The 26,057-nt window shown below is 44.0% G+C and carries 20 protein-coding genes, 5 tRNA genes and 2 pseudogenes; 13 read left to right on the top strand and 14 right to left on the bottom strand.

Annotated features, from left to right (window positions below):
- Nucleotide 1 precedes the first annotated feature (1 nt).
- On the bottom strand, nt 2-1,318 hold the full coding sequence (locus tag ACH19P_RS05575) for a peptidoglycan DD-metalloendopeptidase family protein (protein ID WP_462157529.1): 1,317 nt from the start codon (nt 1,316-1,318) through the stop codon (nt 2-4).
- 152 nt (nt 1,319-1,470) lie between these two features.
- On the opposite strand from ACH19P_RS05575, the pseudogene tyrS reads away from it, so the two are divergent.
- Nucleotides 1,471-2,673: pseudogene (gene tyrS, locus ACH19P_RS05580) on the top strand (tyrosine--tRNA ligase).
- Between the two features lie 52 nt (nt 2,674-2,725).
- On the opposite strand, the gene ACH19P_RS05585 reads toward tyrS, so the two are convergent.
- From ACH19P_RS05585 to folE2, 4 genes are all read right to left on the bottom strand, one after another.
- Entirely contained in the window at nt 2,726-3,667 is a 942-nt protein-coding gene (locus ACH19P_RS05585) for a cobalamin biosynthesis protein (protein WP_462157530.1), read from the bottom strand.
- Nucleotides 3,668-4,375 carry a 5'-methylthioadenosine/S-adenosylhomocysteine nucleosidase gene (gene mtnN, locus ACH19P_RS05590; RefSeq protein ID WP_462157531.1) on the bottom strand — a complete coding sequence of 236 codons (708 nt, stop codon included), beginning with the start codon at nt 4,373-4,375 and terminating at the stop codon, nt 3,668-3,670.
- Nucleotides 4,376-4,446: 71 nt separating this feature from the next.
- On the bottom strand, nt 4,447-5,046 hold the full coding sequence (locus ACH19P_RS05595; protein WP_462157532.1) for a DUF2726 domain-containing protein: 600 nt from the start codon (nt 5,044-5,046) through the stop codon (nt 4,447-4,449).
- 75 nt (nt 5,047-5,121) lie between these two features.
- Nucleotides 5,122-6,045, bottom strand: a complete 924-nt coding sequence (gene folE2, locus ACH19P_RS05600) for a GTP cyclohydrolase FolE2 (RefSeq protein WP_462157533.1) — start codon at nt 6,043-6,045, stop codon at nt 5,122-5,124.
- A 225-nt stretch (nt 6,046-6,270) separates the two neighbouring features.
- Between folE2 and ACH19P_RS05605 the strand changes: the two genes are divergently transcribed.
- Nucleotides 6,271-8,064, top strand: a complete 1,794-nt coding sequence (locus ACH19P_RS05605; protein ID WP_462157534.1) for a type 1 glutamine amidotransferase family protein — start codon at nt 6,271-6,273, stop codon at nt 8,062-8,064.
- Between the two features lie 42 nt (nt 8,065-8,106).
- A pseudogene (arcB, locus tag ACH19P_RS05610) lies at nt 8,107-10,439 on the top strand (aerobic respiration two-component sensor histidine kinase ArcB).
- Here arcB and arcA read toward each other — a convergent pair.
- The 3 genes from arcA to ACH19P_RS05625 form a co-directional block, all read right to left on the bottom strand.
- Nucleotides 10,436-11,158: a two-component system response regulator ArcA gene (gene arcA, locus ACH19P_RS05615; protein WP_462157535.1), complete on the bottom strand. Its 723-nt coding sequence runs from the start codon at nt 11,156-11,158 to the stop codon at nt 10,436-10,438. The pseudogene arcB and the gene arcA sit on opposite strands and share 4 nt — an antisense overlap.
- 105 nt (nt 11,159-11,263) lie before the next feature.
- The gene (locus tag ACH19P_RS05620; RefSeq protein WP_462157537.1) at nt 11,264-11,779 is read right to left on the bottom strand and encodes a YfiR family protein; all 516 of its coding nucleotides are present in this window, start codon (nt 11,777-11,779) and stop codon (nt 11,264-11,266) included.
- Between the two features lie 2 nt (nt 11,780-11,781).
- Nucleotides 11,782-13,401, bottom strand: a complete 1,620-nt coding sequence (locus ACH19P_RS05625) for a sensor histidine kinase (RefSeq protein ID WP_462157538.1) — start codon at nt 13,399-13,401, stop codon at nt 11,782-11,784.
- A gap of 95 nt (nt 13,402-13,496) precedes the next feature.
- Here ACH19P_RS05625 and ACH19P_RS05630 point away from each other — a divergent pair, with 95 nt between their 5' ends.
- Nucleotides 13,497-13,892: a DUF3293 domain-containing protein gene (locus ACH19P_RS05630; protein ID WP_462157539.1), complete on the top strand. Its 396-nt coding sequence runs from the start codon at nt 13,497-13,499 to the stop codon at nt 13,890-13,892.
- A 39-nt stretch (nt 13,893-13,931) separates the two neighbouring features.
- Here the strand turns inward: ACH19P_RS05630 and ACH19P_RS05635 are convergent, their stop codons facing one another.
- Together ACH19P_RS05635 and trmB are read right to left on the bottom strand one after the other, a co-directional pair.
- Entirely contained in the window at nt 13,932-14,978 is a 1,047-nt protein-coding gene (locus ACH19P_RS05635) for a methyltransferase (RefSeq protein WP_462157540.1), read from the bottom strand.
- Between the two features lies 1 nt (nt 14,979).
- Entirely contained in the window at nt 14,980-15,705 is a 726-nt protein-coding gene (trmB, locus tag ACH19P_RS05640) for a tRNA (guanosine(46)-N7)-methyltransferase TrmB (protein ID WP_462157541.1), read from the bottom strand.
- Between the two features lie 133 nt (nt 15,706-15,838).
- Between trmB and mutY the strand changes: the two genes are divergently transcribed.
- The 7 genes from mutY (at nt 15,839) to ACH19P_RS05675 (ending at nt 17,904) form a co-directional block, all read left to right on the top strand.
- Nucleotides 15,839-16,912 carry an A/G-specific adenine glycosylase gene (gene mutY / locus ACH19P_RS05645; protein ID WP_462157543.1) on the top strand — a complete coding sequence of 358 codons (1,074 nt, stop codon included), beginning with the start codon at nt 15,839-15,841 and terminating at the stop codon, nt 16,910-16,912.
- Between the two features lie 57 nt (nt 16,913-16,969).
- Nucleotides 16,970-17,242: an oxidative damage protection protein gene (locus tag ACH19P_RS05650; protein WP_462157544.1), complete on the top strand. Its 273-nt coding sequence runs from the start codon at nt 16,970-16,972 to the stop codon at nt 17,240-17,242.
- A 117-nt stretch (nt 17,243-17,359) separates the two neighbouring features.
- Nucleotides 17,360-17,435 (top strand) — tRNA-Phe (locus ACH19P_RS05655).
- A 61-nt stretch (nt 17,436-17,496) separates the two neighbouring features.
- Nucleotides 17,497-17,572: transfer RNA gene (locus tag ACH19P_RS05660), tRNA-Thr, on the top strand.
- 7 nt (nt 17,573-17,579) lie between these two features.
- Nucleotides 17,580-17,655: transfer RNA gene (locus ACH19P_RS05665), tRNA-Phe, on the top strand.
- Nucleotides 17,656-17,691: 36 nt separating this feature from the next.
- A tRNA-Phe gene (locus ACH19P_RS05670) sits at nt 17,692-17,767 on the top strand.
- A gap of 61 nt (nt 17,768-17,828) precedes the next feature.
- Nucleotides 17,829-17,904, top strand: a tRNA-Thr gene (locus ACH19P_RS05675).
- Nucleotides 17,905-18,051: 147 nt separating this feature from the next.
- Here the strand turns inward: ACH19P_RS05675 and ACH19P_RS05680 are convergent.
- From ACH19P_RS05680 to ACH19P_RS05695, 4 genes are all read right to left on the bottom strand, one after another.
- Complete coding sequence (locus ACH19P_RS05680; RefSeq protein ID WP_462157545.1) at nt 18,052-19,404, bottom strand: M28 family metallopeptidase; 1,353 nt, start codon at nt 19,402-19,404, stop codon at nt 18,052-18,054.
- A gap of 184 nt (nt 19,405-19,588) precedes the next feature.
- The gene (locus ACH19P_RS05685; protein ID WP_462157546.1) at nt 19,589-20,347 is read right to left on the bottom strand and encodes an LrgB family protein; all 759 of its coding nucleotides are present in this window, start codon (nt 20,345-20,347) and stop codon (nt 19,589-19,591) included.
- A complete protein-coding gene (locus tag ACH19P_RS05690; protein ID WP_462157547.1) occupies nt 20,272-20,661 on the bottom strand; it encodes a CidA/LrgA family protein in 390 nt (129 codons plus the stop codon). Before ACH19P_RS05690 ends, ACH19P_RS05685 begins: the two co-directional genes overlap by 76 nt.
- Nucleotides 20,633-21,424 carry a crotonase/enoyl-CoA hydratase family protein gene (locus ACH19P_RS05695; protein WP_462157548.1) on the bottom strand — a complete coding sequence of 264 codons (792 nt, stop codon included), beginning with the start codon at nt 21,422-21,424 and terminating at the stop codon, nt 20,633-20,635. Before ACH19P_RS05695 ends, ACH19P_RS05690 begins: the two co-directional genes overlap by 29 nt.
- Nucleotides 21,425-21,756: 332 nt before the next feature.
- Here ACH19P_RS05695 and ACH19P_RS05700 point away from each other — a divergent pair, with 332 nt between their 5' ends.
- A complete protein-coding gene (locus ACH19P_RS05700; RefSeq protein ID WP_462157549.1) occupies nt 21,757-22,872 on the top strand; it encodes an efflux RND transporter periplasmic adaptor subunit in 1,116 nt (371 codons plus the stop codon).
- 11 nt (nt 22,873-22,883) lie between these two features.
- Complete coding sequence (locus ACH19P_RS05705) at nt 22,884-26,009, top strand: efflux RND transporter permease subunit (RefSeq protein WP_462157550.1); 3,126 nt, start codon at nt 22,884-22,886, stop codon at nt 26,007-26,009.
- The last annotated feature ends 48 nt before the right edge of the window (nt 26,010-26,057 follow it).

Here is a 26,057-nt window from a genome sequence, read left to right on the forward strand (position 1 = left end):
TTTAGTTATTCATCGCCAGTTGCATCTCTCGCTCGCGAGTAAGTTGCGCTAGTAATGTGTCAGCGATTGGTTTGAACTTGGCTAGTTCAGAAGCTGGTAAAGGCTCTGATTTCGGCAGTTTTACCGTGCGCGGATTACGATGTACACCGTTTACCAAGAATTCATAATGGAGGTGAGCACCCGTAACACGACCCGTAGCTCCCACAGTACCAATTAACTGGCCCTGCTTCACTTTCTCACCTTGCTTCACTTTACGCTTGTTTAGGTGCAAGTATTTAGTAACGTATGTGTTACCGTGTTGGATAAACACATAATTACCGTTGTATTGGTTGTAACCAGCTTTAATAACGCGACCATTACCTGCCGCAACAACTGGCGTACCGGTCTTCGCAGCGTAGTCAATGCCACGGTGTGGCTTAACTGTTTTAGTTACAGGATGCAAACGACGAGGATTGAAGCTTGAGCTGATGTACTTGAAGTTAACCGGTGCACGCAGGAACGCTTTCTTCATGCTACGACCTTGAGGCGTATAGAAGTTACCGTCCGTGTGAAGTACCGCAGCATAGTGCTCGCCCTGGTTGATAAATTCAGCGGCTAATATTTTACCTGTGCCAATGTACTCTCCATCAACATGGTGAGTTTCATAAATAAGACTGAACTGATCGCCTTTGCGCAGATCATTGGCAAAGTCCACATCCCAACCAAAAATAGTTGCGAAGTTCATAATCTGTTTTTCACTTAAACCAGCCGCGATACCTGCAGTCCAGAAACTGCCGTTAATAGAGCCCGATGCCGATTTGGTAAGTGTTTGAATTTCTTTTGAATCGATAGAAGTGTCGTAGCTGCCTTCATCATTCAAGGTAACAAATAAGGTATCTGTTTTGCTTAAAACATATTTAAGCTGCTGTAGCTCGCCTTGTTCATTTTTTGCAAAGCTTAAAACCTCACCTGGATGAATCTTGGTCAGTTTTTTGGTTTCTTCGTTGGTATTAACCAACTTATAGAGAGTTTGTGCTGAGAAACCTGCACGTTTAAAAATAATCGCGAGATTATCGCCGTTACGAACTTCGTGATCGGTGTGTTCATAGGTAGGTAAAGTAAGCGCTTCATCAGCTGAGTTCAACTCAGTGATTTTTTCGTCTTCGTCGAGTTTAACTTGTAACTCATAGCGCTTACCAACTTCAAGAGGTTTAACGTCGTTATCCCTTGAAGCTGTTGCTCTTTCCGTAGGTATAAGCATTAGGGTTACAATAGTTACGAGGAAACCCACAATGAGCAGTTTGTGTTTTTTGGGGAGTTTGTGTACCACGTTAACCATAACCTACCTTTTTCGCTGATAAGGAAAACCATATCTAACCAAAGGCTGAGCATATACCTAATAATCAGCAAATACCAGTGTTTTGTGCATTTAAACCTGCGCCAAAGTGCGCTAGAATCGCGCGGTTAGCACATTTTTTATCGGAGAAATAAATGACAGACTTGGACAAGGCATTTGCTGAAATAAAGCGCGGTGCTGAAGAAATTTTACTCGAAGATGAGTTGGTTGAACGACTTAAGTCGGGGAAAAAACTAAAGATTAAAGCGGGTTTCGATCCCACAGCTCCCGATTTGCATTTAGGGCATACAGTTTTAATCAACAAACTAAAAACGTTCCAAGACCTTGGCCATGAAGTTATCTTTTTGATTGGTGACTTTACCGGCATGATAGGCGATCCAACGGGTAAAAATGTAACCCGTAAGCCTTTAACCCGAGAAGATGTGCTAGCTAACGCAGAAACATATAAAGAGCAGGTTTTCAAAATCCTCGATCCAGCCAAAACAACGGTTGCATTTAACTCGCAGTGGATGGAAAAACTGGGTACTGCTGGAATGATTAAATTGGCGGCGCGCCAGACCGTAGCGCGCATGCTTGAGCGTGATGACTTCAAAAAACGCTATGCAAATGGCCAATCAATTGCGATTCACGAGTTTTTATATCCTCTTGTCCAAGGTTGGGACTCTGTGGCACTTGAAGCAGACGTAGAATTAGGCGGTACGGATTAGCGTTTCAACCTACTTATGGGTCGTGAGCTACAAAAAGATGAAGGTCAAAAGCCTCAAACGGTGCTTATGATGCCGTTGCTTGAAGGTACTGATGGTGTGCAAAAGATGTCTAAGTCTCTTGGTAACTACATTGGTATCACAGATGCGCCAAACGATATGTTTGGTAAAATGATGTCTATCTCTGATGACCTAATGTGGCGCTATTATGAATTGCTGAGTGCATTAAGCATTGAGCAAATCGAGGCACTGAAAGTTGATGTTGCTAACGGTACTAATCCACGCGACATTAAGATCCAGTTAGCGAAAGAAATCATTGCTCGCTTCCACAGTGAAGAAGCAGCACAACAGGCACATGATGACTTCACACAACGCTTTTCTAAAAATGCATTGCCAGACGATATCGAAGAGTTGTCGCTAAGCATTGAAGAACAAGAGGTGATGATCACAGCACTTCTGAAAGATGCGGGCTTAGTTGCGAGTACCTCAGAAGCGATACGTATGATTAAGCAAGGCGCTGTTAAAATTGACGGTGAAACGAAGGTCACTGACAGCAAACAGATGATTGCGAAAGGCACAACGGCCGTTTATCAAGTGGGTAAGCGCCGTTTTGCGAAAGTCACACTGAACTAACCATACACGTGTAATTACTAAAATTATAAAGCCACCTTCTAAGGTGGCTTTTCTATGCGCTCAATAGATACCCCGCACATATCAGCACTATCCACAGCCCGTTGACTTGTTCGATAGCTCGTAATGCAACTGAGATGTCATCGGCGTTCGGTTGACGATGCAGACTAACACGCATACGGTCATGGCGTACCTTGTTGTAATACGCAGGCCCGCCTAATTGCACTTGCAAACGAGCACTGAATACACACAACACTAAACCGCTGCTGCGATGATAAAAGTGCTGCCCGTATACTTTGATAAAGCGAAAAATTTCCATCACATGCTTGGTTACAAGCAAAGGCAGCAGGTAGAGCAGTAAAGCCGGCGCTTGGCAAAAAGCGAGTAACCATTTACTTGCGACTAAATACGCACTGTTTGGTGGAGCTACCTGTCGCATTGCCTGATGTAAGTGCCATAGCAAGGTGTAAGCAAATGCGGCTTGTGCGTCAAAGAGGCAAAATAGTAGTAACGGCGAGAAGTATTCTCTTAGCATACGTAATGCTAAAGATTCGATTGTCGCTTTCGCAACTCCTGCTTCAGTTAGTTTTGTCGTTTCGCGAACCGTTATGGTGTCCAAAATAGCACGCGCAAGAGATTTTCGATGTTGTTTTAATGCTTGGCGGATGCGTTTTGTTTTATTTAGTAGAGGATTGGCAGACAAAGACAAGTAGAGTAAGAAAGCACTCAGTAATTCAGGGTAATAGACTAGCTGAGAAAACAATGACACAAGAAGCAGTGGTAAAAGCACACAGATAGAAATACTAAGCACAGAAGCAAGTAGTAAATACGGCTTTGAGGAGTTGGCGCTATAGGTTCGCTTCGCAAGATTGCTGAACCCCAGTTTCACAAGGGTAAAGGGGTGATACCAAGAAAGTAAGGGCAGCCATCGCTCGAGTGCAATGACTGCTAACACTAGCAATAATTCAATGTGATTGCTCAGTAATTCGGGTGTCATTTATAGGCTGACATCCGATAGCTTTGCTAACATTGCCATAACCATTGCAGATGAGTTTTTCGATGCAACTTCTAAATACGCCTCGAATGAATCTGGTGATTCCTTGCCTGCGATATCAGACAATGAGCGAATTACTACAAATGGGGTATTCAACAAGTGACAAGCTTGAGCGATTGCTGCACCTTCCATTTCTACCGCTAACATGGTTGGGAATTGTGCGCGAGTCTGTTCAATGCGAACTGGGTCGCACATAAATGAGTCACCGGTACACACTAAACCGATTAGGGATTTACATTGTGCGAGCTCAGTAATTGATTTCTCAGCCACTTTAACGAGTTCAGGATGCGAAATATACGCAGCAGGCATTTGTGGTACCTGACCAAATTCATAGCCAAATGCAGTTACATCGACATCGTGATGACGTAGCTCACTGGCAATCGCTACATCGCCTACTTCTAGGCGTTGGTCGAAGCCGCCAGCTGAACCTGTGTTTACAACACAGTCAGGCTTAAAATGATCAATTAAGATAGTAGTGGCAACAGCTGATGCAACTTTTCCGATACCCGATTGCACCAACGTTACTTCTTGCGCGTTTAATTGCCCGTGATAGAAAGTGAACCCGCCTTTTTCCAGGACTTCTACATCACTCATGTGTTCACGCAAAATTGCAATTTCCGGCTCCATTGCGCCGATAATACCTACTTTCATAGCATCTCTAATTAAAATGGCAAAAACAGCCTTTAGTATATCAAAGGCTGTTCAAATATGGCATGTCGCTTTTAGATTTCAGCAAGTTGAGTCGAGGGAGACACTGCCACTGTTTGCACTTTAACTTGTGCAGGAGAGAGCACCGCAGGGCGAGTTGACCTACGTTTTACCGCTGGTTCAGGTTTACCTAACTTAAATAAAATTGCATTTCGAACATCTTCAACACGGTAGCCACTCTTTACTTTCATACGAATGTGAGGAATACCTGCAGTCTCTAGTGCGCCGCTTACAAACCAATCTTTTTGTGCTTTATGACCACCCTTATTGGCGTTGTTTACTAGGTCAACCGCGGCCACAATAGTTAGCTTATTCTTATCAAGGAGCACATAATCGAGTTGCTTGTTTTTTGATTTGCCAAGGGCAATACGTTTTGATTTGTTGCTCAAACCGGGTTTGCAATCGATTACGTCTGATAATTTAACACGGCTAACGATGCGGTAATTATCACCAACAGCGCGTTCTAGAAGTGAAAGAAAAGCGCTTTCTACCTGAGTGTACATCTCTTTTTTGCGCACAAATGGGTAGGGGTTTTCATTGTTGTCAGTGAACTTTGACGCGATCACTGAGGCAATTACAACTAATACTAGAATGGATAACAGCGCGAATTCCATTTTTTACTCCGAAACGAATAATTGACACGTTTAATTCAAAGCAATAAACGTGCCCGTTATTGTGGATTCGAGAGTTTATGGCTGGTAACCACCTTTAATGCCTTTGGTCGCAATCGCTACAGCATCATGGGCATGAAGTGATTCGTAGTGATTAATGCGCAACCAAAAATCCAGTACTGATTCTTGGGTATTAAGGCTTGCTTTGATTTTTCGTGCCGCATCTTCACAAAACATTAAATTTTCGCCGTTGAGGCGTGCAAATTCTTGCTCATCCTCTCGCTTAACAGCTGTTTGTACCGGCGTTTTTAAGGTGTTTTCGATACTGTTAATTAAACCAAGAAAATCGAAGTCACTTGTGGCACCACATAAACGTACCTTTACCTGTGCAACTGAGCGTTGCGAATGAGGTGTAGCGCTGACACCTTCAGTTGTGCCCAACCACGCGTGGACGTCATTGAACTGAATATTTTTATTTGCAAAATCACGTTCAAAGTTTGCTTGGATCAGCTGTCTTGCCAATGCTGCTGAGCATGGGCACGTTGACGAGTAAGTAACATCAACGCTTACTTCGAAATCAACGATACCATCGTTGATGCGCGCATCCACGGCGATAGGGTAGAATTTCCAGCCGCTGTTATCACTCAACAACGCAGGACGGCGCAGTGGTAGCTCAAAAGCCAGTGTAATGCGTGCTTGATCACTAATATCATGATGAGAGCTGATGAAGGCATCTAATGTAGATGAAATTTCTTTCGGCGTGACTTGCTCAGCATGCGAAAGTTGGTCCAACGCCAAAAACAACCGCGACATATGAATGCCTTTAGCATTCTTATCAACAAGGTTTACAAAGGCTTGCGCTTTAGCATTGACGACAACAGGAGCAAGGCCTTTTGAAGCAACCAACATTGGAAGCTCAATATCGCTCATACCAACCCATTCTAGAGTTTCTTGAACTGGAGCAGAGCTCGTGTTGGCAATGTCTGGCATAGCTTTTTGCATGGCCTTCCTCACGGGTAATACTGAAAAGCCCGCTATTCTACCTGAAAAAATTTAAATGTGGAGCGCGAGAGTGGGGAATCTGATTGAAGATGAATTTGCGCTGAAAATGTTAAGAACAAAAGGCTAACTATTCCAAAATCGTACAAACATTGTTAATATTCTGTGTTGCTCATTTGAGCCCATTAAACCCATAACTTGCAAAAAATAATAACAATGACCAGTCCCATGAAATCATTTCTATTAAGAGTTGCCTCGCTTGCGGTATTCGGGAGCTGTAGTATTTCTTCAGCTATCGCGTCACCTCAGTTGTTACTGATGTCTGACGACTTACAGGTATGTTCTAGCGAACACTTAAAATTTTGTAATACCCAATCTAGAGAAAGTTTGAGTAAGGATGCTTACAAACAGCAGCCAATCTTTAAAATTACTGATGAAGGGCTGGATTGTATTCGCGATATGGCTTGGACCGAGCAGCCTGAGATCCGAACTCAAGCTGCAGAAATTTTAAAAAAGGCACAAAGTCATTTTGGTGACGACGCTTTTGGGCAAACTGAATTTGAACGATATTTGCGTCGCAGTGAATTCACACTGAGTAATTCAGATGAAACAGCACGAGAATTTTGGTTTAGCTTGTTCGAATTTGAACAGCAAAACTTTTTTGACTTACTCGAGCAAAAGCAAGCGAACAGCAAAAAGCGTCTAACAGCACGCGTTGACCTCGAAGGTACACGCGATTGGGTGACAAAAGATGCATTTAAAGAATTGTTCAAAAACGCACAAGGTATTGCAGATTCAAAACGCAAACCACGTATCGCTTTTGTTACTGGCGGTAGCCGTGACCCATACCGCGATGTGGATTATTACCAAGCCTTGTTTGAACAACTTGGTTTTGAAGCGCACTGGCTGCCGATAGATGGCGCGATGCAAACGCTTATTGGCGCCAATGATCCGGCATTGTGTGATGATTTGGCTGAGTATCAGGTTTCACGATTAGCGAGTTTCCGTCGTGATAGCTTATATCCAGATCTCTTTGATAAACAACAAAAACTGTGTCGCGATCCTGAACAGTTATTTGATTTATTACGTCGTTCTGATGCGCTGTTCATCGCCGATTCGAGCCCATTGTTGCTCTATCATGCTTTCTACGAAGGTGCGAATAAACCAAGCGAATTGCTCACTAAAATCAAAGATATGGTCGCAAAGGAGCAACTCTTTATAGCGGCACAAGGTGAGTCAGTTAATGCGCTTGTGGGCGGGCAGCAAAACGCCACCATTCTTTCAGGTGAAGGGGTGCAAGTATTAGCTGAGAATCCAATTGTGTACTCAAATGGCTTCGAAGCATGCCGTTTAGGCGTAGACTGTATTTCAGTAGCAACAAGTCGTGAACTAAGCTACATCCAATCGGGTGTATTGGGGCTGTTCCCTTGGGGAACACTCGACACGGAAGTGGCGCGCTATGGTAAGCAGCCACGTCTAATTAAAGCAGGTGTGCAAAGTTCAAGTTCTCTTATCTTCGGCTTAGATAGCAATAGCTACGCTATCGTAAACAACCTTGATAAAGAAAAAGACGACATCGAACTGCAAGTTTTTGGTGAAGGTGGTATGTGGATTGGTGATTTGCGCCAAACAAATGACTCAATGTCTGTGGCCTCGCAATTTGGCCCATTCGACAGTTACTTCCTTACTCATGAAGACAGTATCAATTTACGTGGTGGGATTTTGAACGTTGATTTAGCTGCTTGGAAGCAAGCGGTGAATACGACAACGGTAGGGCCATTAGTAAACTCCTCTACACCGTTTAGTCGTTCAAATTATCATAAATTAGGGCAAATGCAGTGCAACACCGGTGCGGCGACAGCGGGCGGTACTAGCGATATAGATGCACAAAGCTACGAGCTTACACTCAATGCAAGCGGTGCCAGCAATATGCGCAAAGGCGTGCTTGTTAAAGGCGGTAAACGCATGGGTGTATGTTCTTTCGCAAGAATATCAACGCAGATACTGCCAAAGACACTCTAACTTGATTACAATAGAGGGGTTTGTAGCAAAACCCCTTTTTTTATGATTGACTCTTCCCTGAGCCCTTGGGTTCGTGTTCTCACCAATTTACTCGCTCGATTCGGGATTTGGTATGCAGCTGCCATTGTTTATGGTGTCTTCATTATTGCTGCCCTGATCTTAAGCTCGATGTATTACTATGTCGCGACAGGTGAAGTAATGCTGTTGGACGTTTTGGCAGTGGTGTTCTTCACCGCAGTGAGCTCACCGCTGGTCATTATGGTGGTCATGCAGTCAATCGCTCAATTACAAGACTCGCAAAAATTCCTCGAAACAGCGACTAAGCAAGAAAAGCTTCTAAACCAATCTCTAAAAGATAATATCCGACTCCTCAATACAGAAATTGACGAACGTAAAATGGCGCTAAACGCAAAGTATCGTGCGATTGATGAGTTACGTAAGGAGATTGCTGAACGTAAGAAAACACAGGCAGAATTAGCGCAGCAAGGCATGTTGTTACGATCAATCGTCGATTCTTCCCCTGACTTATTTTACTACCGCGATCAAAATGGGGTATTTGCTGGCTGTAACAAGATGTTCGAAAAGGTAATGAACCGCAACTCAGATGAGTTGATTGGTAAAAAAGCCGAAGAGATATATCCAGTTGAATACTTACCTGACGTATTGAAAACAGACCGGCAGGTAGAGTCGACTCATGAACCCCTCACTCTGGATGTTAAATACCCCGTCGATGGTGAGGAGCATTGGTTCGAAATGCGCAAGTTGCCATTTATTACCGATGATGGTGAATATATAGGTTTGCTTGCGTTTGGTCGTGATATTACTAGCCGTAAAGAAGCTGAGCAGGCATTAGAAACTGCTTACAAAGACAAAGGTAAGTTTATTGCCACTTTGTCTCATGAGCTTCGAACACCATTGAACGGTATTGTTGGTCTTACCCGTATGTTGCTTGATACCGACTTGGGTAAGCAACAACGAAGTTGGTGTAATACAGTATTCTCGAGCGCTGAAACGCTTGGTAATATTTTCAATGATATCATTGATTTAGATAAGATAGACCGCGAGCAGTTAGATATAGTCACTGAACCGGTGAGCGTGACTAACTTCATCGATGACGTGGTGAATTTTGGTGCGCTTATTGCCGAACAGAAATCGTTGTCATTCGATGTAACTCGCGTGGGTGATCTTGATGTTTATGCGCATATCGATCCTACTCGTCTTCGCCAAGTATTGTGGAACCTCATTAACAATGCCGTCAAGTTTACTCAGCAAGGCGGGGTTGAACTTGAGTGCCGTCACCAACAGCAGGGTGAACACAGTTGGTTGATTATGACGGTGACAGATTCAGGGATTGGAATACCAGAGGACCAGCTTACTCATATCTTCGACATGTACTACAAAGCGCCGGATGCAAGCGGGGCTAATGCGATTGGCTCTGGTATCGGTTTAGCGGTCACCAAAGCGCTCGTTAAAGCCATGGGAGGTGAGATTCAAGTCACTTCGAGCCAAGGCAAGGGGAGCTGTTTTATGGTGCTTATTCCACTGCAGCTGACTGAAGCGCCAGAGCAACAAAGTTTCAATTGTAAGAGCCTCAATATACTGCTTGTAGAAGATGTGCCATTAAATGCGGAAATTGCCACAAACCTTCTTGAACAAAGAGGGCATGAGGTTATCTGGGCAGAAACAGGAGAGGATGCTCTGGCATTTGTTGAAACCGAAGATGATCTCGACTTAGTACTGCTCGACATGCAGTTGCCAGATATTAATGGTGACGTCGTAGCTCGAGAGATTCGCCAAAATAGTGAGTTTGATTCTTTACCTATAGTTGCCTTGACCGCGAATGTGCGCAGTGCTGAGGAAGAACTGAAGGGGATAAGTATACAAGGTGCCTTAGCTAAACCGATCAATACCGCAAAACTGGATAGGATGCTAGCAAACTTATTCGGGTTGGAGCGTGAATGTGTGCAACAAGCGGCTGCGCATAAGTTGGTCGCTCAGCAATCGCCTGCCAATGTGGAAGTGAATGAAGCTATTCTCGAAAAGGAAATTATTACGGAATTCCTAGATTCTATGGGCGTTAAGGCATTCTCACGCAGTGCTGACTTGCTCGCAAAGTTGGCGCCAAAATATCAGCAAGAGCTGCTCGATAGCGTCGATGATGATGTTGAAGAATATAAATCAGTGGCGCATAAGCTAAAAGGTGCAGCGGGATCGGTTGGCCTTAAAGCAGTACAATTACACGCTAAGAAAATGGAAAATGGGTGTATGGATGTGACCGTTGCAGAGCGCAGCAGTGGTTAGATGAATTAGAGACACAAATAAAAGAAGGGCTCGAGGCCCTTCAGTCATTCTTATCTAAACTAGCTGTTGATTAAGCGTTGCTATCAATCTTACCAATGAAGCGATAACCTTCACCGTGGATTGTGCTGATCAACTCAGGCGTGCTCGCATCACTTTCGAAGTGCTTACGAATACGACGAATTGTCACATCAACAGTACGGTCATTGGCACGAAGCTCACGACCTGTCATGTGTTTGATTAATTGTTCACGGCTGAAAATACGGCCTGGAGAATCAAGCATTAGACGTAATGCGCGATACTCACCTTTCGGTAGACGCTTGGACTCACCTGCTGGTGACGTTAGGCAGCGACTATTCTCATCAAGTTCCCATCCATTGAAATTAACAACGCCATCTGAATCAAGCGCTTGCTCATCCTTACTCGCCGCTGTACGCGTAATTAGGTTGCGCGCACGAATAGTTAATTCGCGCGGGTTAAATGGCTTGGTGATGTAATCATCAGCGCCGATTTCTAGACCTAAAATACGATCGACATCGTTGTCACGACCGGTTAAGAAAATAAGGCCAACATTACGTTTTTGACGTAACTCGCGCGCGAGGATCAGGCCATTTTTACCTGGTAAGTTGATGTCCATAACAACCAGGTTAATATCGTCATTGGTGGTGAGTTTGTCATGCATATCATCACCATCAATGGCTTCAATCACTTTGTAGCCTTCAGCTTCGAATAAGCTAACGAGGTTTAGACGAGTAACATCTTCATCCTCAACGATCAGAATGACTGGCGTTTGCATTGTTTATTAACCTTTTCGGAATAAATTATTTACATAAAGACGGAAAACAGGAACTTCCCGAATACTTGCGATTATAGGAGTATATCTAAATGTTAACAAGTAAAATCAATTTGGATAAAATTTAGAAACACTCAACAACCTAGCTTGTATCTTAAAATTAACGTGTGCTAGGTGTTCTCTATAGACATACAATCGGATTTTCTCGCCTTCTTGGATGAGTGCTGCGACTCCACCGGCGGCAAGAAACTCAAAATTATCCCCGATAATTAATGTATTCAGGGGCTGAATTTTGAGCCAAGGAGATAGTATATCATTCTCTATTGTACCTTCAAAGTATGTGATATCGCATTGGTAAGAAAGTTCCTTATTTTTTAAACTTTTACTCAGATCTATGAGTTCAATGCGGCGCTTATTCACCCAAAGCTCCCCTTTACTCGCTAAAATAGCACCTGGACCTGTGGTTATGTCATTGAAACATATGTGCAATGCGGAAGCCTTTTTCTGTGGGAAATCGATGAAGTAGGTTATTTGATGTAAATACCCTGCGCGCAGTTCGTCTAAGCTTTGTGCTGCATAGAGCTTTGTCCCAAAGCATAAGGCTATGAGCAACAAAAGGCGCACGATTAGTTCACCTCAGAGTAGGGAAACTGCAATACAAAGTGACTACCATTGTCATCGGAGTGCGCTAAATAAACACTCCCGCCAAGAGCTTGAGTTGCAAGGTTATAAACCAGATGCAAGCCAAGGCCACTGCCACCAGAGCCGCGTGTTGTGGTGACGAAAGGATCAAATATGCGTGGTTGTAATGTTTGCGCAATGCCTTTTCCGTTGTCTTTAAAGTCAATTTGCATCTGCTTTGCAGATACTGTGACTTTAATTTCAATTTGCGCAGGGTTTTGCAAAGTAAAGGCATGCGTCATGGCATTGCTTATGAGTTGCTGCAATATTTGCTGAATAGGGCTTGCTTTGGCACTGATACGAAGATCTTTAGGGCAATCGACGACTACATTTGGATTCACTGTTTCCATCTCAGTGTGCATGCTCGTAAGTACATCAGCGATAAGGCTGTTCATATCGATATTGGTGACATGCTCATTATCTTGAGTAACCGCAAGCTTTTTAAAGCTGGTTACTAGCTCAGCAGCACGATTGAGATTACGGTATATCAAGGATAAATTTTCTTCACCGTCGACAATAAAGCGTCCCAGCTGTTGTGAAGTGAGCGTTTTGTTTTCGAACGCGCTGTGTATTTCCATGAGACGGTCACGCATCAAGGTCGATGCAGTAATACCTAAACCTAATGGGGTGTTTACTTCGTGGGCAACGCCAGCAACCATTTGTCCGAGTGACGCCATTTTTTCACTTTCTACTATTTGGCTCTGATATTGGTGCATTCGTTCAAGTGTACTGAGTAACTCTTGATTAGCCTCACGCAGTGCATCCGTTCGTTGACTTACTTTTTCTTCGAGGCTGTGATTTAACGCTTCAATTTCATGCTTGTCTGACTCGTGGCGCTCAATATGCTTTTCGGTGCGATGTAACATGGTATTGATACTCGTCGTTAACAAGTTCAATTCCGTTATTTTGCTATCTGGAGCTTGCACTTTATAGTTGCGATTTTTAGCAACATTTTGCAGTAATCGACTTAGTTTGTTGATGGGTTCACCGACGTGATAATGGAATAAGCGAGCGATAGCATAGGCCAAAATAAGAATGGCTAAACTCAAAACGAGATTGATTATTATTTTACGCTGTACATAATTATTGATATTTTCGAGACTGGCGCGAATATATACATAACCGATTATTTTCCCTTCATGGGGAATATCGGTGATGTATTCGTAGAAGTCGCTTGTTAACACACCTTCTTTGTATTTATCTATTTGAGTGACTTTGCGTTCATGCGAGACAGGTGGCGTATTTTCAGCGTTGTAACTGGCAAAAAACTTAACTTGAGAGCCTTCCACCTTATATACATGAACATTCTTAATTGAGTATTCAGTACCGAACGCTTTGAGGCGGTCTTCTTCTGTGTTGCTATCATCGAACATCACCGAAGTTTGCGCGTCAAAGGCAGTAAGCTCTGCAAATGTTTTCACGCGCTCTTTGAGCATGTTTTGTTGCTCTTGCATGTCGATGTAAGTTGATATGGTAATCGAGATTATGAGGGTGATGGTGGCAACGGACATAATCGCATAAATCAGCGCTTTTCTAATGCTAGTTGTCGAGCCGTTGTTTATCATTGTGAACAATCAATTTTGTAATGCTGAAGTAACAATAAACTAGTTTAGCAAATCATTGAATAGGCGAAGGTTAAATAAAGGCAAATCAGACCATCATGTTTCAAAACCCAGTTTCACACGCTATATTGGACGCCTATCTTGACCCTTATTTTTTGATGTCAAAACCGATTGCTAAATATACGGGGGGTTGCGTTATCACAGCCTGTAACCCCAACGGCATTGCCGTAGGTAAACGAAAAAATGCCGTTCGTACAGCGTTATTACATCACTCTCAAAGGCGTTGGCAGTTAATTACCGGTTATGGCGGTAATAAAGTGATGAGTTATAGAGAATTTAGTGTGTTTTTGAGGGTGAGTCGTGTTCAAGCAATAAGGCTCATGCGCCGCTTTAATCAAAACGGCGTTTATTACTTTAACAAAGGAAAAATTGAACTTTTGTTGTCAGATGGGCGAAGCTTTCAGCTTGTCGGAAGAGCCAAAGCCGAGTATTGAAGCGTAGACGCTTACCTCGGCTCAATAAGGCCCAATATTTTAGCGGTTTTGATAGACTGCAAAACGCTTAGTTTTAGCAATCGTTTCGTGATATTTGAATTGTGCTTCAAGTTGCGGTGTGTAGGCTAGGAAACTATTAGCGACTAACGTTAGTTCACCACCGCGATTTAAATGCTCTTTCGCTGCAGCAAAGAAGCGCTCCGTAATTTTGTAATCCGTTTTCAATCCTGTGTGAAACGGTGGGTTGCTGATAATTAAATCGAAACGCGATGTCACTTCACTTAGGCCATCGCTCAGCAGCACTTCACCTTGGATATCATTGGCGGCAAATGTTTGCGATGTGGCATATCCAGCAAGCGCACTCACATCTAGGCCAGTAACTTTCAACTTTGGATTTCGCTTGGCACAGAAACTGGCGATAATGCCGGCGCCGCAGCCAAAATCTAATAGCTTTTTAGCTTTTGGATACGCAGGTAAGCTATCAAGCAGCAGCGCAGTGCCATCATCAAGTTGCCCGTGATTGAAAACGCCAGGCAGACTCACCACTTTACAGCTGAACTTTTCACCCGCTACCTCACGCTCGAGTGTGAACGTTTTCTCGTAATCACTGATAGCAAACTCTGCAAGTGTGTCTATTTCAGAGTATTGGTACAACTGACAGTGCTTCGCTGAGTCGACTTTATGGCCGTGCGCTAACCCCTTGAGTTGTTTTTCAATAGACTTGACGCCACCTTTTTTCTCACCGACAACCAACAAGGTAGCGTCTTCATTTATGATGGCACGGATGTTATCCAGTGTCATCAAGGCTTCAGCCTTCGCTTTCGGGTAGAAGTAGATGACTAAATCAAACTTCTGCTGCGGTAGTTGGTGCGACACTGAAGTTTCAATTGTTGCAGCGCTAAGGTGCGATTTAGCAAATTCACCATCTGCAAAGTTATAACTGAAAAAACAAATTGTTGCGTCAGGATTGAGTGCTCTCAACTCATGAGCAAAGCCATCGCAATTAAAGTTAACTACTAAAATTGAGGCGCCAGTTAACAGCTCTTCGGAGCGCAGTAACAACTGCGATGGATTACTCAATTGCATCTTATTTCACACGCTCAAACATGAGATCCCAAACGCCATGGCCAAGACGATGGCCACGCTGTTCAAATTTAGTCAAAGGACGAGAGTCTGGGCGCGGCACATAGTCATTTGTAGATGACAAGTTGCTGAAGTTTTCTGCGCTTTGCATTACTTCAAGCATGTGTTCTGCATAGTTTTCCCAGTCAGTGGCCATATGGAAAACACCACCCATTTTTAACTTTGTACGCAGGCTTTCTACGAACTCGGGTTGTACAATACGGCGCTTATGATGACGCTTTTTATGCCAAGGATCTGGGAAAAACAGTTGTAACTTAGCGAGAGAACCATCTGCTATACAGTCAGCAAGCACTTCAACTGCATCGTGTTCGAAAACACGTAGGTTGGTGATCCCTTGAGCATCAGCGTCCATTAAACAGGCGCCAACACCCGGACGGTGAACTTCAATGCCGATGAAGTTGGAATTTGGGTCGTTTTTGGCCATTTCTACCAAAGATTTACCCATACCAAAGCCGATTTCTAAGACAACATCATTATCGTTGCCAAATACCTTAGTGAAATCAAGTAGACCATCTTTGTGCTCAAGCCCCATAGTTGGCCAGCATTTTTCTAAAGAAGCAGCTTGTCCTTTAGTTAAGCGGCCTTCACGTTTTACAAAGCTACGTACTTTGCGGATGTATTTTCCTTCGCGCTCGGCTTGCTCTAATGCTTGTTGTGTTGATTCACTCATGATGTCGACAGTCTCTCATAAAAATGGGTGCGTATTATCCCCACTTGCGTGCTTAAGTACAAGTAATGGACTATTGATATTTACCCAGACAATTATAGACTGAGCGCAATTTATAGAGTTAAAGAGTAAAAATGTGGAGTTATCGCAAGACATAACGCAGTGGTTTGCCAAACAAATCAAGGACTGGTACGAGCTATATGGCCGCAAGACCTTACCGTGGCAGTTAGCCAAAACGCCTTATAAAGTGTGGGTATCAGAGATTATGTTGCAACAAACACAGGTTGCGACAGTGATCCCTTATTTTCAGCGATTTATGGAGCGTTTCCCAACTATTGATAAACTAGCTAACGCGCCTGAAGATGAAGTCTTGCATTACTGGACGGGACTGGGTTATTACGCCCGAGCGAGAAATTTACACAAAACGGCAAAAGAGATCTGCGCCAAGTTCGATGGCGAGTTTCCTAATTCGCTTGAGCAGGTAATGGCATTGCCGGGGATTGGTCGCTCCACTGCGGGTGCTATATTGAGTTTATCCCGAGGTGAGCATCATCCAATACTCGATGGTAATGTGAAGCGTGTGCTTGCCCGTTTCTTCATGGTAGAAGGCTGGTACGGAGTAAAGAAAGTAGAAAACCAATTATGGCAACTCAGTGAGCAACTCACCCCTGAAGAGGGAGTGACACAGTTCAATCAAGCCATGATGGACTTGGGCTCAAGTCTGTGTTCTCGCAGCAAGTTTGATTGTGATCCTTGTCCTTTGCAGAGTCGCTGCCAAGCGTATAACACGAATAAGGTAAAAGAATTCCCGCACTCTAAACCTAAAAAGGAAGTACCGAAAAAGGTTTGTACCATGCTCATTCCACTATATAAGTCACAAACCTATATGGAAAAAAGGCCGAACAGCGGCATTTGGGGAGGCTTACACTGTTTCTTGGAGCACACGACTACCGACGATGCGATTGCCTTTGCGGCGCAACAAGCTTGGCATGGTGAGCAGCGTCAGTTAGAGCCTTTTACGCATGTGTTTTCTCATTTTCAGTTGACGATACAGCCTTTGCTAATTCATTTAGATAAAGATATAAGCGAGCAAGGCGAAACCGCATTAATTGAGTATGACTTAGTTAATGAACCGCAAGTTGGATTGGCTGCACCCACAAAGAAGTTATTAAAGCAGCTTAAAAAGTATGTGGCGGATGTCAGCGCGTAAGCATTAATGTAAACTACCCGCAAATGAGTATGACCAAACTGGTATGAGAGGAATGTTATGGCACGCACTGTATTTTGCCAAAAATTGCAAAAAGACGCCCCAGGTTTAGATTTTCAACTTTACCCAGGAGAAGTGGGTGAGAAAATCTTCAACAATATCTCCAAAGAAGCATGGTCGCAGTGGCAGCAAAAGCAAACGATGCTGATCAATGAAAAACATTTGAACATGATGGACCCTGAACATCGCACTTTTCTCGAAGAGCAGATGGTAGGCTTCTTGTTTGAAGGTAAAGACGTAGAAATTGAAGGTTATCGTCCGCAGGAAAAATAGGCTATTTGCTGGGATTTTCGGCAAAAAATCCCAGTTTGCATGAATTGTGTGCAAACGAATTGTTTATTTTAAAAAATGGTTGACTTGGTTTCCTAAAAACCGTTTAATACGCCGCACGCCCAGATAGCTCAGTCGGTAGAGCAGGGGATTGAAAATCCCCGTGTCGGTGGTTCGATTCCGCCTCTGGGCACCATTATTAAAGGTGTCTTTGATTTTCGAGGACACGTGCAATAAAAATGCACACAGCTTTGTGTGCCTGCTTAGCTCAGTTGGTAGAGCAACTGACTTGTAATCAGTAGGTCGCCAGTTCGACTCCGGCAGCAGGCACCATTTATTCGCCCAGATAGCTCAGTCGGTAGAGCAGGGGATTGAAAATCCCCGTGTCGGTGGTTCGATTCCGCCTCTGGGCACCATTATTAGATTATGGTGCTTACCAAACATCATATATCGCCCAGATAGCTCAGTCGGTAGAGCAGGGGATTGAAAATCCCCGTGTCGGTGGTTCGATTCCGCCTCTGGGCACCACTGTTTAAAGGTGTTCTCGATTTCGAGTTCACGTGCAAACGATTTGCACACAGCTTTGTGTGCCTGCTTAGCTCAGTTGGTAGAGCAACTGACTTGTAATCAGTAGGTCGCCAGTTCGACTCCGGCAGCAGGCACCATTTATAAATAAACCCCGATCAGCGATGGTCGGGGTTTTTTATTACCTGTAATTTGCTCCTTTGACCACGCTTCTATTCAATTCACCAAATTAGCTATAAAAAAAGCGGCATGTAGGCCGCTTCTTTAATTGAGCAGTCATGTAGGTATTAGTAAATCTTACCTTCGCTTTGGTCTTTCAGTGGTGCGACACGCGACGGTGTCAATTGCGCACTTGCCAGAGGAGCGCTGGCCTTTGCAAGTAGGGTGACTGATTTATAGATAGAATCGAAATCGAGGTTTGCTAATTCATCATCAGGGGTATGGTAATGGTCGTTGTTTTCCATATCTGTTGAGCTGAAGCTGTGAGCCGGTACGCCCATGCTTGCTAAAGATGCATTATCTGAGCGATAAAATAGGTTTAGCTTAGGATAAGGGTTTGCTTGAATATGATTTTCTTCAGGCAAGTTTTGGTTTAACACCGCTTGAAGGTCTGACTTGTCAGCACCTGTCATCCATAAATTGCCGCTTCCAAACGGTGAAGGTTTACCAATCATTTCTATATTGATCATCGCTGTAATGGCGTCTGGGTTTTGAGTCGTTGCGAAATGTTTTGAACCAATCAACCCCATTTCTTCCGCGGTGAACGCAGCAAACATCAAGGTACGTTCGTTGTCCGCTAAGTGAGCGTAGTGCTGTGCCAAATTCAACATCGCACCAGTACCTGAAGCGTTGTCATTTGCGCCATTGTATATGGTGTCTTGCTTGTCGCTGTCTTGCTTAGTGTGCGCGTGCTGCTCACTTTTGCTTTGCCCTAGATGGTCGTAATGGGCGCTGAATAAAACCACATCAGCATCTTTTTTCTTGCCAGGAAGGATACCAATTACGTTAGTCAGTCTTTGTGACTTAAGCTCATTTTCAACCTTAATGTTCAGTGCTGTTACGTTGTCGCTTTGGCCCAAGACTAAGACCATAGCGCCTTGATCTTTAAGCGCTAATTTAGATAGACCTGCATTGAAGTAATTCTTGTATCGGGTAAACATTTCTTCGTGAGTATTGTCGACAAGAACGAGGTGATTCCCTCCTTGTTGATTCAACTCGCGCAATGTAGTGCGTAAGTCCATATCTGCGGTAATGTTGGTGATAGTTGCATCGCTGGGCTGCAACCATGTAAACCCCGATGACTGAGAAACAACTGCTAATTTATCTGCGTCAACAACCTGATTGTTCAGAGAAACAGCAACATTTTTTGGTGTCACTGAATACAGTTCAAATTGCTGTTTGAAGCTGTTGGCACCAGCCATAGGTTGTAAGCCAATGCTCGTGAAACGATTAACTATGTAATCGGCGGCGATATCGATTTCAGGGCTAAAACTTTTACGGCCTTTGAGTTCGTCGCTTGCAAGATAACTAATGTCTTGCTCAAGTTGGCTGCGCTCTAGATGCAGTTCTGATTGTGTAGAGCTACAGGCACTGAGTGTTGCCGCAGCAATAAAAGAAAGAATTGGGAGGCTTTTTTTCATTATCTATTCCCTAAAAAGAGTGAAGTGGCGGCGACGACAATTGCGCCAGCGATTTTGTGACGCAGTGTAATAGAATAGTGAGGTGATCAGAAGGCGTTGGCGCGTTTTGTATACAAGGATTTGTATAAAAATGTTTCTATCGGATCAATTTAAGCGATAGGTTTATAAAATAAATTACTCTATATCAGCTTGTTAGCTGAACTAGGAAAGGGTAGTACACTGGGGTAATGATTGGCGTTAGGATGGCACTAATAGCCATAGCTGAGGAGGCATAGGCAGCACTCACTTCATTATCTGCAATAGCCGTAGCGGTGCCAATGCCGTGGCAAGCAGCACCCAGTGCCAGCCCTTGCGCCGATTTATTTTGCACCCCTACAAATCTTAGAACGCTAAAGCCAACTACTGCACCAACAACGCCAATAAGAATGACCATAGAAGCTGCAATACTGCCGATTCCTCCTAACTGTTGAGTCACTAGTAGGGTGATAGGTGTGGTGACGGACAGTGTGGCTAATGATGCTTTAAGTTGCTCGGGTGCAGCAAACAAAGATGCAAGAGTATAGGCGATGGTGGTTGCAAGAATAATCCCTGCAGATACGCTCAAAATAATTGCAGGCATTTGTCGTTTCAATTGATGAACTTGCTTATACAGTGGAATTGCTAGCGCGACAACTGCGAGCTCAAGCAAGTAACCAAACGCGGCAGTTTTGTTACTGTAGTCAGCCACATCCACACTAAACACTGTCATTAGAACAGCAGAAATGATAATGGTCCAAAGCACAGGGTTGAGAAGTGGTGAATTGAACCGTGAATGCAGTTCGCGCAACATTAAATACAAAAGGACTGTGAGGGGCAGTGCAATCCACATCATGATGATTTGCCCACGCGTTGCATTAATAAACCAATACACATAAGTCCAAATACTGGCACCAAAAACAAACATAGAGCAAGCACTAACCAATGTTCGGAAATAACAGCATTGTGTTCAACCACTTTTGCAGCAGCAGGCACAAAGAACAGCGGCATATAATTGAGCAGCGGGTTGGCACCTGGAGTTAGCCAATCAAGTTTAACAAGGTTGAGTTGCAGCGCTGAGAATAAAGCCAACATAGCACTCAACGCTGGCGGGAATGTCCATGCAAAGTAATGGCTAACGCCATAAGCGAGCACCAAAAAACCACTGAGTATGCCCCAGCTTATCAACATCTTGGATAAAGTAATAAAGTGGTTACCAGTTTTTTCGGTGTTTGAATTCATGCTTGTTGTCATGGGTTGCGTTGTGGATTGCGATGCGTGTATTTTTATTCATCAATAATCGTACCTGAGCAATGGTTTCTTTGGCTAATTGGCGTCGATGATTGTAGCGATACGCCCCTTTGTTTAAGCGTTTGATGGCTGCTATTGCATCAGGAGAACGTTGCTTCAGTTCATCGATGAGTGCCAGTGCCACTTGCATCGGTTGCTCTTCTACACGAGAAACTAACCCTATTTCAAGCGCTTGTTTTGCGCTGATTGCCTCAGCACTCATGGCAAGGCGTAGGTAGTCATCCGCTTTCATTATGCCAGGCACTAGTAGACTCGCTCCCATGTCAGGGCATAGTCCCCATCGGGCTTCCATTACAGCGAAACTAGCGGATGGGGTAACGATTCGATAATCAGCCCCCAGAGCGATTTGCATACCGCCGCCCCAACAACGTCCTTGAATGACAGCAATGACGGGCACATTCAGACTTTGCCAGCCTAACGTTACACGTTGTGCTAAGTTTTGATTGCCGGGTAACCACTTAAAAAGAAGCGATAACACCTGCTTGGGCTTTGCCATTACCCCCTTTACATCTAATCCAGTACAAAAGTCTTCCCCTTCAGCGTTAATGATGACAGCGCGAACAGAGCGGTCTTTTTTTAATTTTTTTATCACACTATCAATATGTTGAAACATTTCGAAATTGAGCGAATTGCGTTTCTCTGCGCGTGAAAAAGTGACATAAGCAATGTGTTGACGAATTTCCAGGGTTATCATTTTTATCTCCTCTGACCACAAGCAATTTAACCCAAACTATGTGCCATGTCATTTTGTCGTGCATTTCAATTAGTTAGTATGTAACTTATTTAGTGACAGGTTAATTAATACAATCTAGTTATACAGGTTACCTAGCACAACAGGGAGTAACAAATTAGTCTATATTCTCAATGAACTAGACAATTATTGTTTGGTCAATGAGGCCACAACCCAATTGCGATGATCTAAATTGCACAGAAGATAAGAGACTGAGGAGAGGGAGTATGTCAGGCGTACCTTCGTTAAATATAATTACAAAAAGCGTATTAACAGCGTCCTTTTTGGGCGCAACAATGATGGCAACACTAGGTTGCTCAGAGCAGCAAACAACCACTCAAAACACGCCAGCTCCGGCGGTGTCAGTATATGAAGTGCAAGTAGAAGAAGTCGGTCGATATCGTGAATTCGTAGCGCGAACTGAGGCCTATCAAGAAGCAGATATTCGTGCCCGTGTTTCAGGTGAATTAATAGAACGTACTTTTGTTGAGGGGTCTTATGTCGAAGAAGGCGCTCTCCTGCTGAAAATAGACCCTTCCGAATATCAAGCGAGCGTGAATGAGCTTCAGGCATCGCTTAAAAGTGCCAGAGCCAGCGCTGATCGTGCTGAACGTGATTTAAAGCGCGGTAAGGAAATTGCTGGAGATGGCTTTATATCAGCAGCCGATTTAGACAAGCTACAAACTAATTTTGATCAAGCGATGGCCTCAGTAAAAGCCTCAGAAGCGTCACTTGAAAAAGCGCGTTTGAATTTGGGGTATACCGAGATTAAAGCGCCGTTTAGCGGCCGTATAGGCAAAGTTTCATACGATGTGGGCAATATTGTTGACCCAAGCTCGGGGTCTCTTGCGCAACTTACCGACGTTGACCCTATCTACGTCAATTTCCAAGTTGAAGAAGCGGATTACATCAGCTACCAACAAAAACATATTGCCGATGGGGGTGACCCAAGCAAAGCACCAATTGATATTCGTTTACGCTTACCGAATAACACGGATTATTCGCAGCAAGGCGAATTGGATTTTGCGGATACCAAGATAGACCGTAGTACAGGCACGGTAGAGTTAAGGGCGAAGTTTGATAATCCTGACTCGATTGTAATGCCAGGTCTGTTTGTGACTTTGATTATTGAGAGTAAGGATAAACAACAACAAGCGCTCGTCCCACAAGCTGCAGTACAAGTTAATCAGCAAGGTAACTTTGTACTCGTCGTAAAAGAAGACAACACCGTCGCACAACGTCTGATTCAATTAGGGCGTCGTATTGACGCCATGTGGGTAGTGACCTCAGGTTTACAGCAAGGTGAGCGTGTCATTGTTGAAGGAATACAAAAAGTGCGTTCAGGTATTACAGTGCAGCCTGTTCCCAAGCAAGTTGATAGAAAAACTGGGACTATCAGTGATAAAGCATAAGAGAGCGCACAATGATCAGTAAAACGTTTATTAATAGACCTAAACTGGCGTTGGTGATCTCTATTGTGATCACCCTTGCAGGCTTAATTTCATTAACTCAGCTGCCAGTTAATATGTATCCACAAATCACACCGCCACAAGTTTCAGTGACGGCTGTGTACCCCGGAGCCAGTGCTCAAACGATTGAGGAGACAGTGATTCGACCCATTGAAGAAAAAATCAATGGTGTGGAAGACATGATGTATATCGAGTCGACTTCGAGCAATAACGGCTCTGCGACCATCACGGTTTATTTCAATGTCGGCACTGACACGGACATGGCGCAAGTTAACGTGCAAAATAGGGTGTCGCTCGCTGAACCTTCATTGCCGCAAGAGGTACGTACCCAAGGGGTGTCAGTTAAAAAACGCTCGAGCAATATGTTGCTCGGTGTAAGTTTATATTCTGACGATCCGAATATGGACGACATGTTCTTAAGTAACTATGCGACCAATTATATTACTGAGCCCTTAGGCCGTATTCCAGGTGTCGCATCTGCCGAAGTAATGGGCGAAAAAACATACTCTATGCGGATTTGGCTTAAGCCCGACAAAATGGCTTCACTGGGTGTTACCGTTGCTGAAGTACAAGCTGCTATTTCTGAACAGAACACGCTCGTTGCTGCAGGCAAGTTAGGCGCAGCTCCTTCTTTGCCTAACCAGCAGTTCGAATATGCCATTCAAGCGCAAGGCCGCTTAGTGTTACCAGAGGAGTTTGGACAAACCATCATTCGGGCTAATCTAGATGGCGATTTTGTGCGCTTAAAAGACATTGCACGCATTGAACGCGGCTCGAAAAACTATGGTGGTTCGGCAAAACTCAATGGCAATGACACTGGTTTTATCGTTATTTACCAGCTTACCGAAGCGAATGCGACAGAAGTTGCAGCCTTGGTCAAAGAGCGAATGGAAGAACTCTCTAAACAATTTCCAGATGGTTTGAAGTACAAAGTTCCTTACGATACGACCGAGTTTATTAATCGTTCAATCGAAGAAGTGGTAATCACACTCTATCAAGCTGTTGCATTGGTTATTTTGGTGGTGTTTTTGTTCTTGCAGAACTGGCGAGCCACTTTGGTACCAACCGTTGCTATTCCAGTTTCGCTGATTGGTACTTTTGCGGCTATGTTGGTGATGGGATTCTCTGTGAACTTGATTACTTTGTTTGGTTTAGTGTTGGCAATCGGTATTGTGGTGGATGACGCCATCATTGTTATCGAAAACGTCGAACGAATATTAAGAGAGGATAAACTGCCAATAAAAGAGGCCGTAACCAAAGCCATGGAGCAAGTGGGCGGGCCAATTATTGCAACCACTCTGGTATTGCTCGCGGTATTTGTACCTGTTGGCTTTATGCCGGGTATAACCGGTGAGCTCTATAAGCAATTCTCTGTGACAATCTCGTTTGCTGTTCTTATTTCATCAATAAACGCACTGACCTTAAGCCCGGCGTTATGTACCTTGCTGTTGTCAGCGGAAAACATGAAGCCGATAAAGTGGCTACGGCCTTTTGAAAAAGGCATTACTAAATCAACCAAAGGTTACACGGGTTTTGTTGGCTTCTTGCTTAAACGAGCAGGGCGCATAAGCATTGTTGTAATTGCGTTGTTTGTGGCTACTGGTTGGTTAGCTAAAAATGTCCCATCTGGCTTTGTACCTTCAGAAGACCAAGGCTTCTTGTTTGTCGATGTTCAATTACCAGACGCGGCTGCGACCGGACGTACAGACAAAGTTATTGAGAAAATAGCGACTATTATAAGCAAAGACCCAGCAACCGAAGACTTTGTTGGTGTCTCTGGCTTCTCTTTGCTCGGTGGTGCAGGCTCGAATAATGCGCTCGGTATCGTAGTACTCAAAGACTGGGAGGAGCGCCAGACTCCGGAATTAGGTCTCGCGAGTATTATCCAACGTCTACAGGGGCAAATGTGGGCACTGCCAGATGCACAGGCGATGGTATTTAATGTACCGCCGATCCCTGGATTAGGAGCGAGTTCGGGGTTTGAGTATAGATTACTTGACTCTGAAGGGCGCTCACCAGCAGAACTTGCTGCAGTCATGAATGGTTTGATTTACGAGGCAAATAATCGCCCCGAGCTTAGTAATGTCTTTGGCACTTTCCGCGCCAACGTGCCTCAATACTTCTTAGAAGTAGACCGCAATAAAGCGAAAGCGCAGGGAATATCCTTGGGGAATATATTCCTGACTTTGCAAGCTCAATTGGGGTCTTTATACATCAATGATTTCAACCAATTTAGCCGAACCTATCAGGTGAAGATTCAAGCCGAAGCTCATTATCGTGCAAAGCCTGAAGACTTGCAGTTTTACTATGTCCGTAATAGTCAGGGAGATATGGTGCCATTGACAACCGTTGCCACCTTGAAACCCATTCTTGGACCAACAAGTATGAATCACTTCAACCTATATCGCAGTGTTAGTCTAACTGGAAACGCTGCAGATGGTTATTCTACGGGTGATGCAATTGAGGTGATGAAAGAACTCTCTGCACAATTGCCTAATGGGTATGTGTTTGATTGGGCAGGACAAACGAGGCAGGAGATTATGGCTGGTGATGTCGCAGGAGTGCTCTTTGGCTTGGCTGTTTTGTTTGTATTTTTGTTCTTGGTTGCTCAATATGAAAGTTGGACCATACCTTTCTCGGTTATTGCAGCGGTGCCACTGGCCATTTTCGGTGCCATGATTACCTTGTATATGTTAGGTATGACCAATGATATCTATGCGCAAGTAGGTTTTGTTCTGTTAATTGGGATGTCGACTAAAACAGCCATACTTATCGTTGAGTTTGCGATGGAGCAACGCGCTGCAGGTAAGAGTATTCTCGATGCTGCGCTAATGGCGGCGCAACAGCGTTTCCGAGCGGTATTAATGACGGCACTTTCCTTTATTCTTGGGGTCTTACCCTTGGTGATGGCGTCAGGAGCTGGGGCTGCGAGTCGGGTATCTTTGGGCGTGACGGTTATGTCTGGAATGATAGCAGCAACGGTTTTGGGAACATTGCTTGTACCGCTATTTTACACCTACATACAAAAGATGCGTGAAGCAGTGAAAGGAAAATTTAGTAGTGAGCCCAGTTCTCAATAAAGTTTAAAAATAGCCGGGAATTTCCCGGCTTTTTATTGGTCGTAGTTC

The organism is Pseudoalteromonas sp. GB56, from assembly GCF_054923835.1.

What these genes read in the sequence shown, in the direction of transcription:
- ACH19P_RS05575 (WP_462157529.1), bottom strand. Translation starts at nt 1,318, where the DNA reads ATGGTTAACGTGGTACACAAACTCCCCAAAAAACACAAACTGCTCATT.
- ACH19P_RS05585 (WP_462157530.1), bottom strand. Translation starts at nt 3,667, where the DNA reads ATGACACCCGAATTACTGAGCAATCACATTGAATTATTGCTAGTGTTA.
- mtnN (WP_462157531.1), bottom strand. Translation starts at nt 4,375, where the DNA reads ATGAAAGTAGGTATTATCGGCGCAATGGAGCCGGAAATTGCAATTTTG.
- ACH19P_RS05595 (WP_462157532.1), bottom strand. Translation starts at nt 5,046, where the DNA reads ATGGAATTCGCGCTGTTATCCATTCTAGTATTAGTTGTAATTGCCTCA.
- folE2 (WP_462157533.1), bottom strand. Translation starts at nt 6,045, where the DNA reads ATGCAAAAAGCTATGCCAGACATTGCCAACACGAGCTCTGCTCCAGTT.
- ACH19P_RS05605 (WP_462157534.1), top strand. Translation starts at nt 6,271, where the DNA reads ATGAAATCATTTCTATTAAGAGTTGCCTCGCTTGCGGTATTCGGGAGC.
- arcA (WP_462157535.1), bottom strand. Translation starts at nt 11,158, where the DNA reads ATGCAAACGCCAGTCATTCTGATCGTTGAGGATGAAGATGTTACTCGT.
- ACH19P_RS05625 (WP_462157538.1), bottom strand. Translation starts at nt 13,401, where the DNA reads ATGATAAACAACGGCTCGACAACTAGCATTAGAAAAGCGCTGATTTAT.
- ACH19P_RS05630 (WP_462157539.1), top strand. Translation starts at nt 13,497, where the DNA reads ATGTTTCAAAACCCAGTTTCACACGCTATATTGGACGCCTATCTTGAC.
- ACH19P_RS05635 (WP_462157540.1), bottom strand. Translation starts at nt 14,978, where the DNA reads ATGCAATTGAGTAATCCATCGCAGTTGTTACTGCGCTCCGAAGAGCTG.
- trmB (WP_462157541.1), bottom strand. Translation starts at nt 15,705, where the DNA reads ATGAGTGAATCAACACAACAAGCATTAGAGCAAGCCGAGCGCGAAGGA.
- ACH19P_RS05650 (WP_462157544.1), top strand. Translation starts at nt 16,970, where the DNA reads ATGGCACGCACTGTATTTTGCCAAAAATTGCAAAAAGACGCCCCAGGT.
- ACH19P_RS05680 (WP_462157545.1), bottom strand. Translation starts at nt 19,404, where the DNA reads ATGAAAAAAAGCCTCCCAATTCTTTCTTTTATTGCTGCGGCAACACTC.
- ACH19P_RS05685 (WP_462157546.1), bottom strand. Translation starts at nt 20,347, where the DNA reads ATGTTTGTTTTTGGTGCCAGTATTTGGACTTATGTGTATTGGTTTATT.
- ACH19P_RS05690 (WP_462157547.1), bottom strand. Translation starts at nt 20,661, where the DNA reads ATGAATTCAAACACCGAAAAAACTGGTAACCACTTTATTACTTTATCC.
- ACH19P_RS05695 (WP_462157548.1), bottom strand. Translation starts at nt 21,424, where the DNA reads ATGATAACCCTGGAAATTCGTCAACACATTGCTTATGTCACTTTTTCA.
- ACH19P_RS05700 (WP_462157549.1), top strand. Translation starts at nt 21,757, where the DNA reads ATGATGGCAACACTAGGTTGCTCAGAGCAGCAAACAACCACTCAAAAC.
- ACH19P_RS05705 (WP_462157550.1), top strand. Translation starts at nt 22,884, where the DNA reads ATGATCAGTAAAACGTTTATTAATAGACCTAAACTGGCGTTGGTGATC.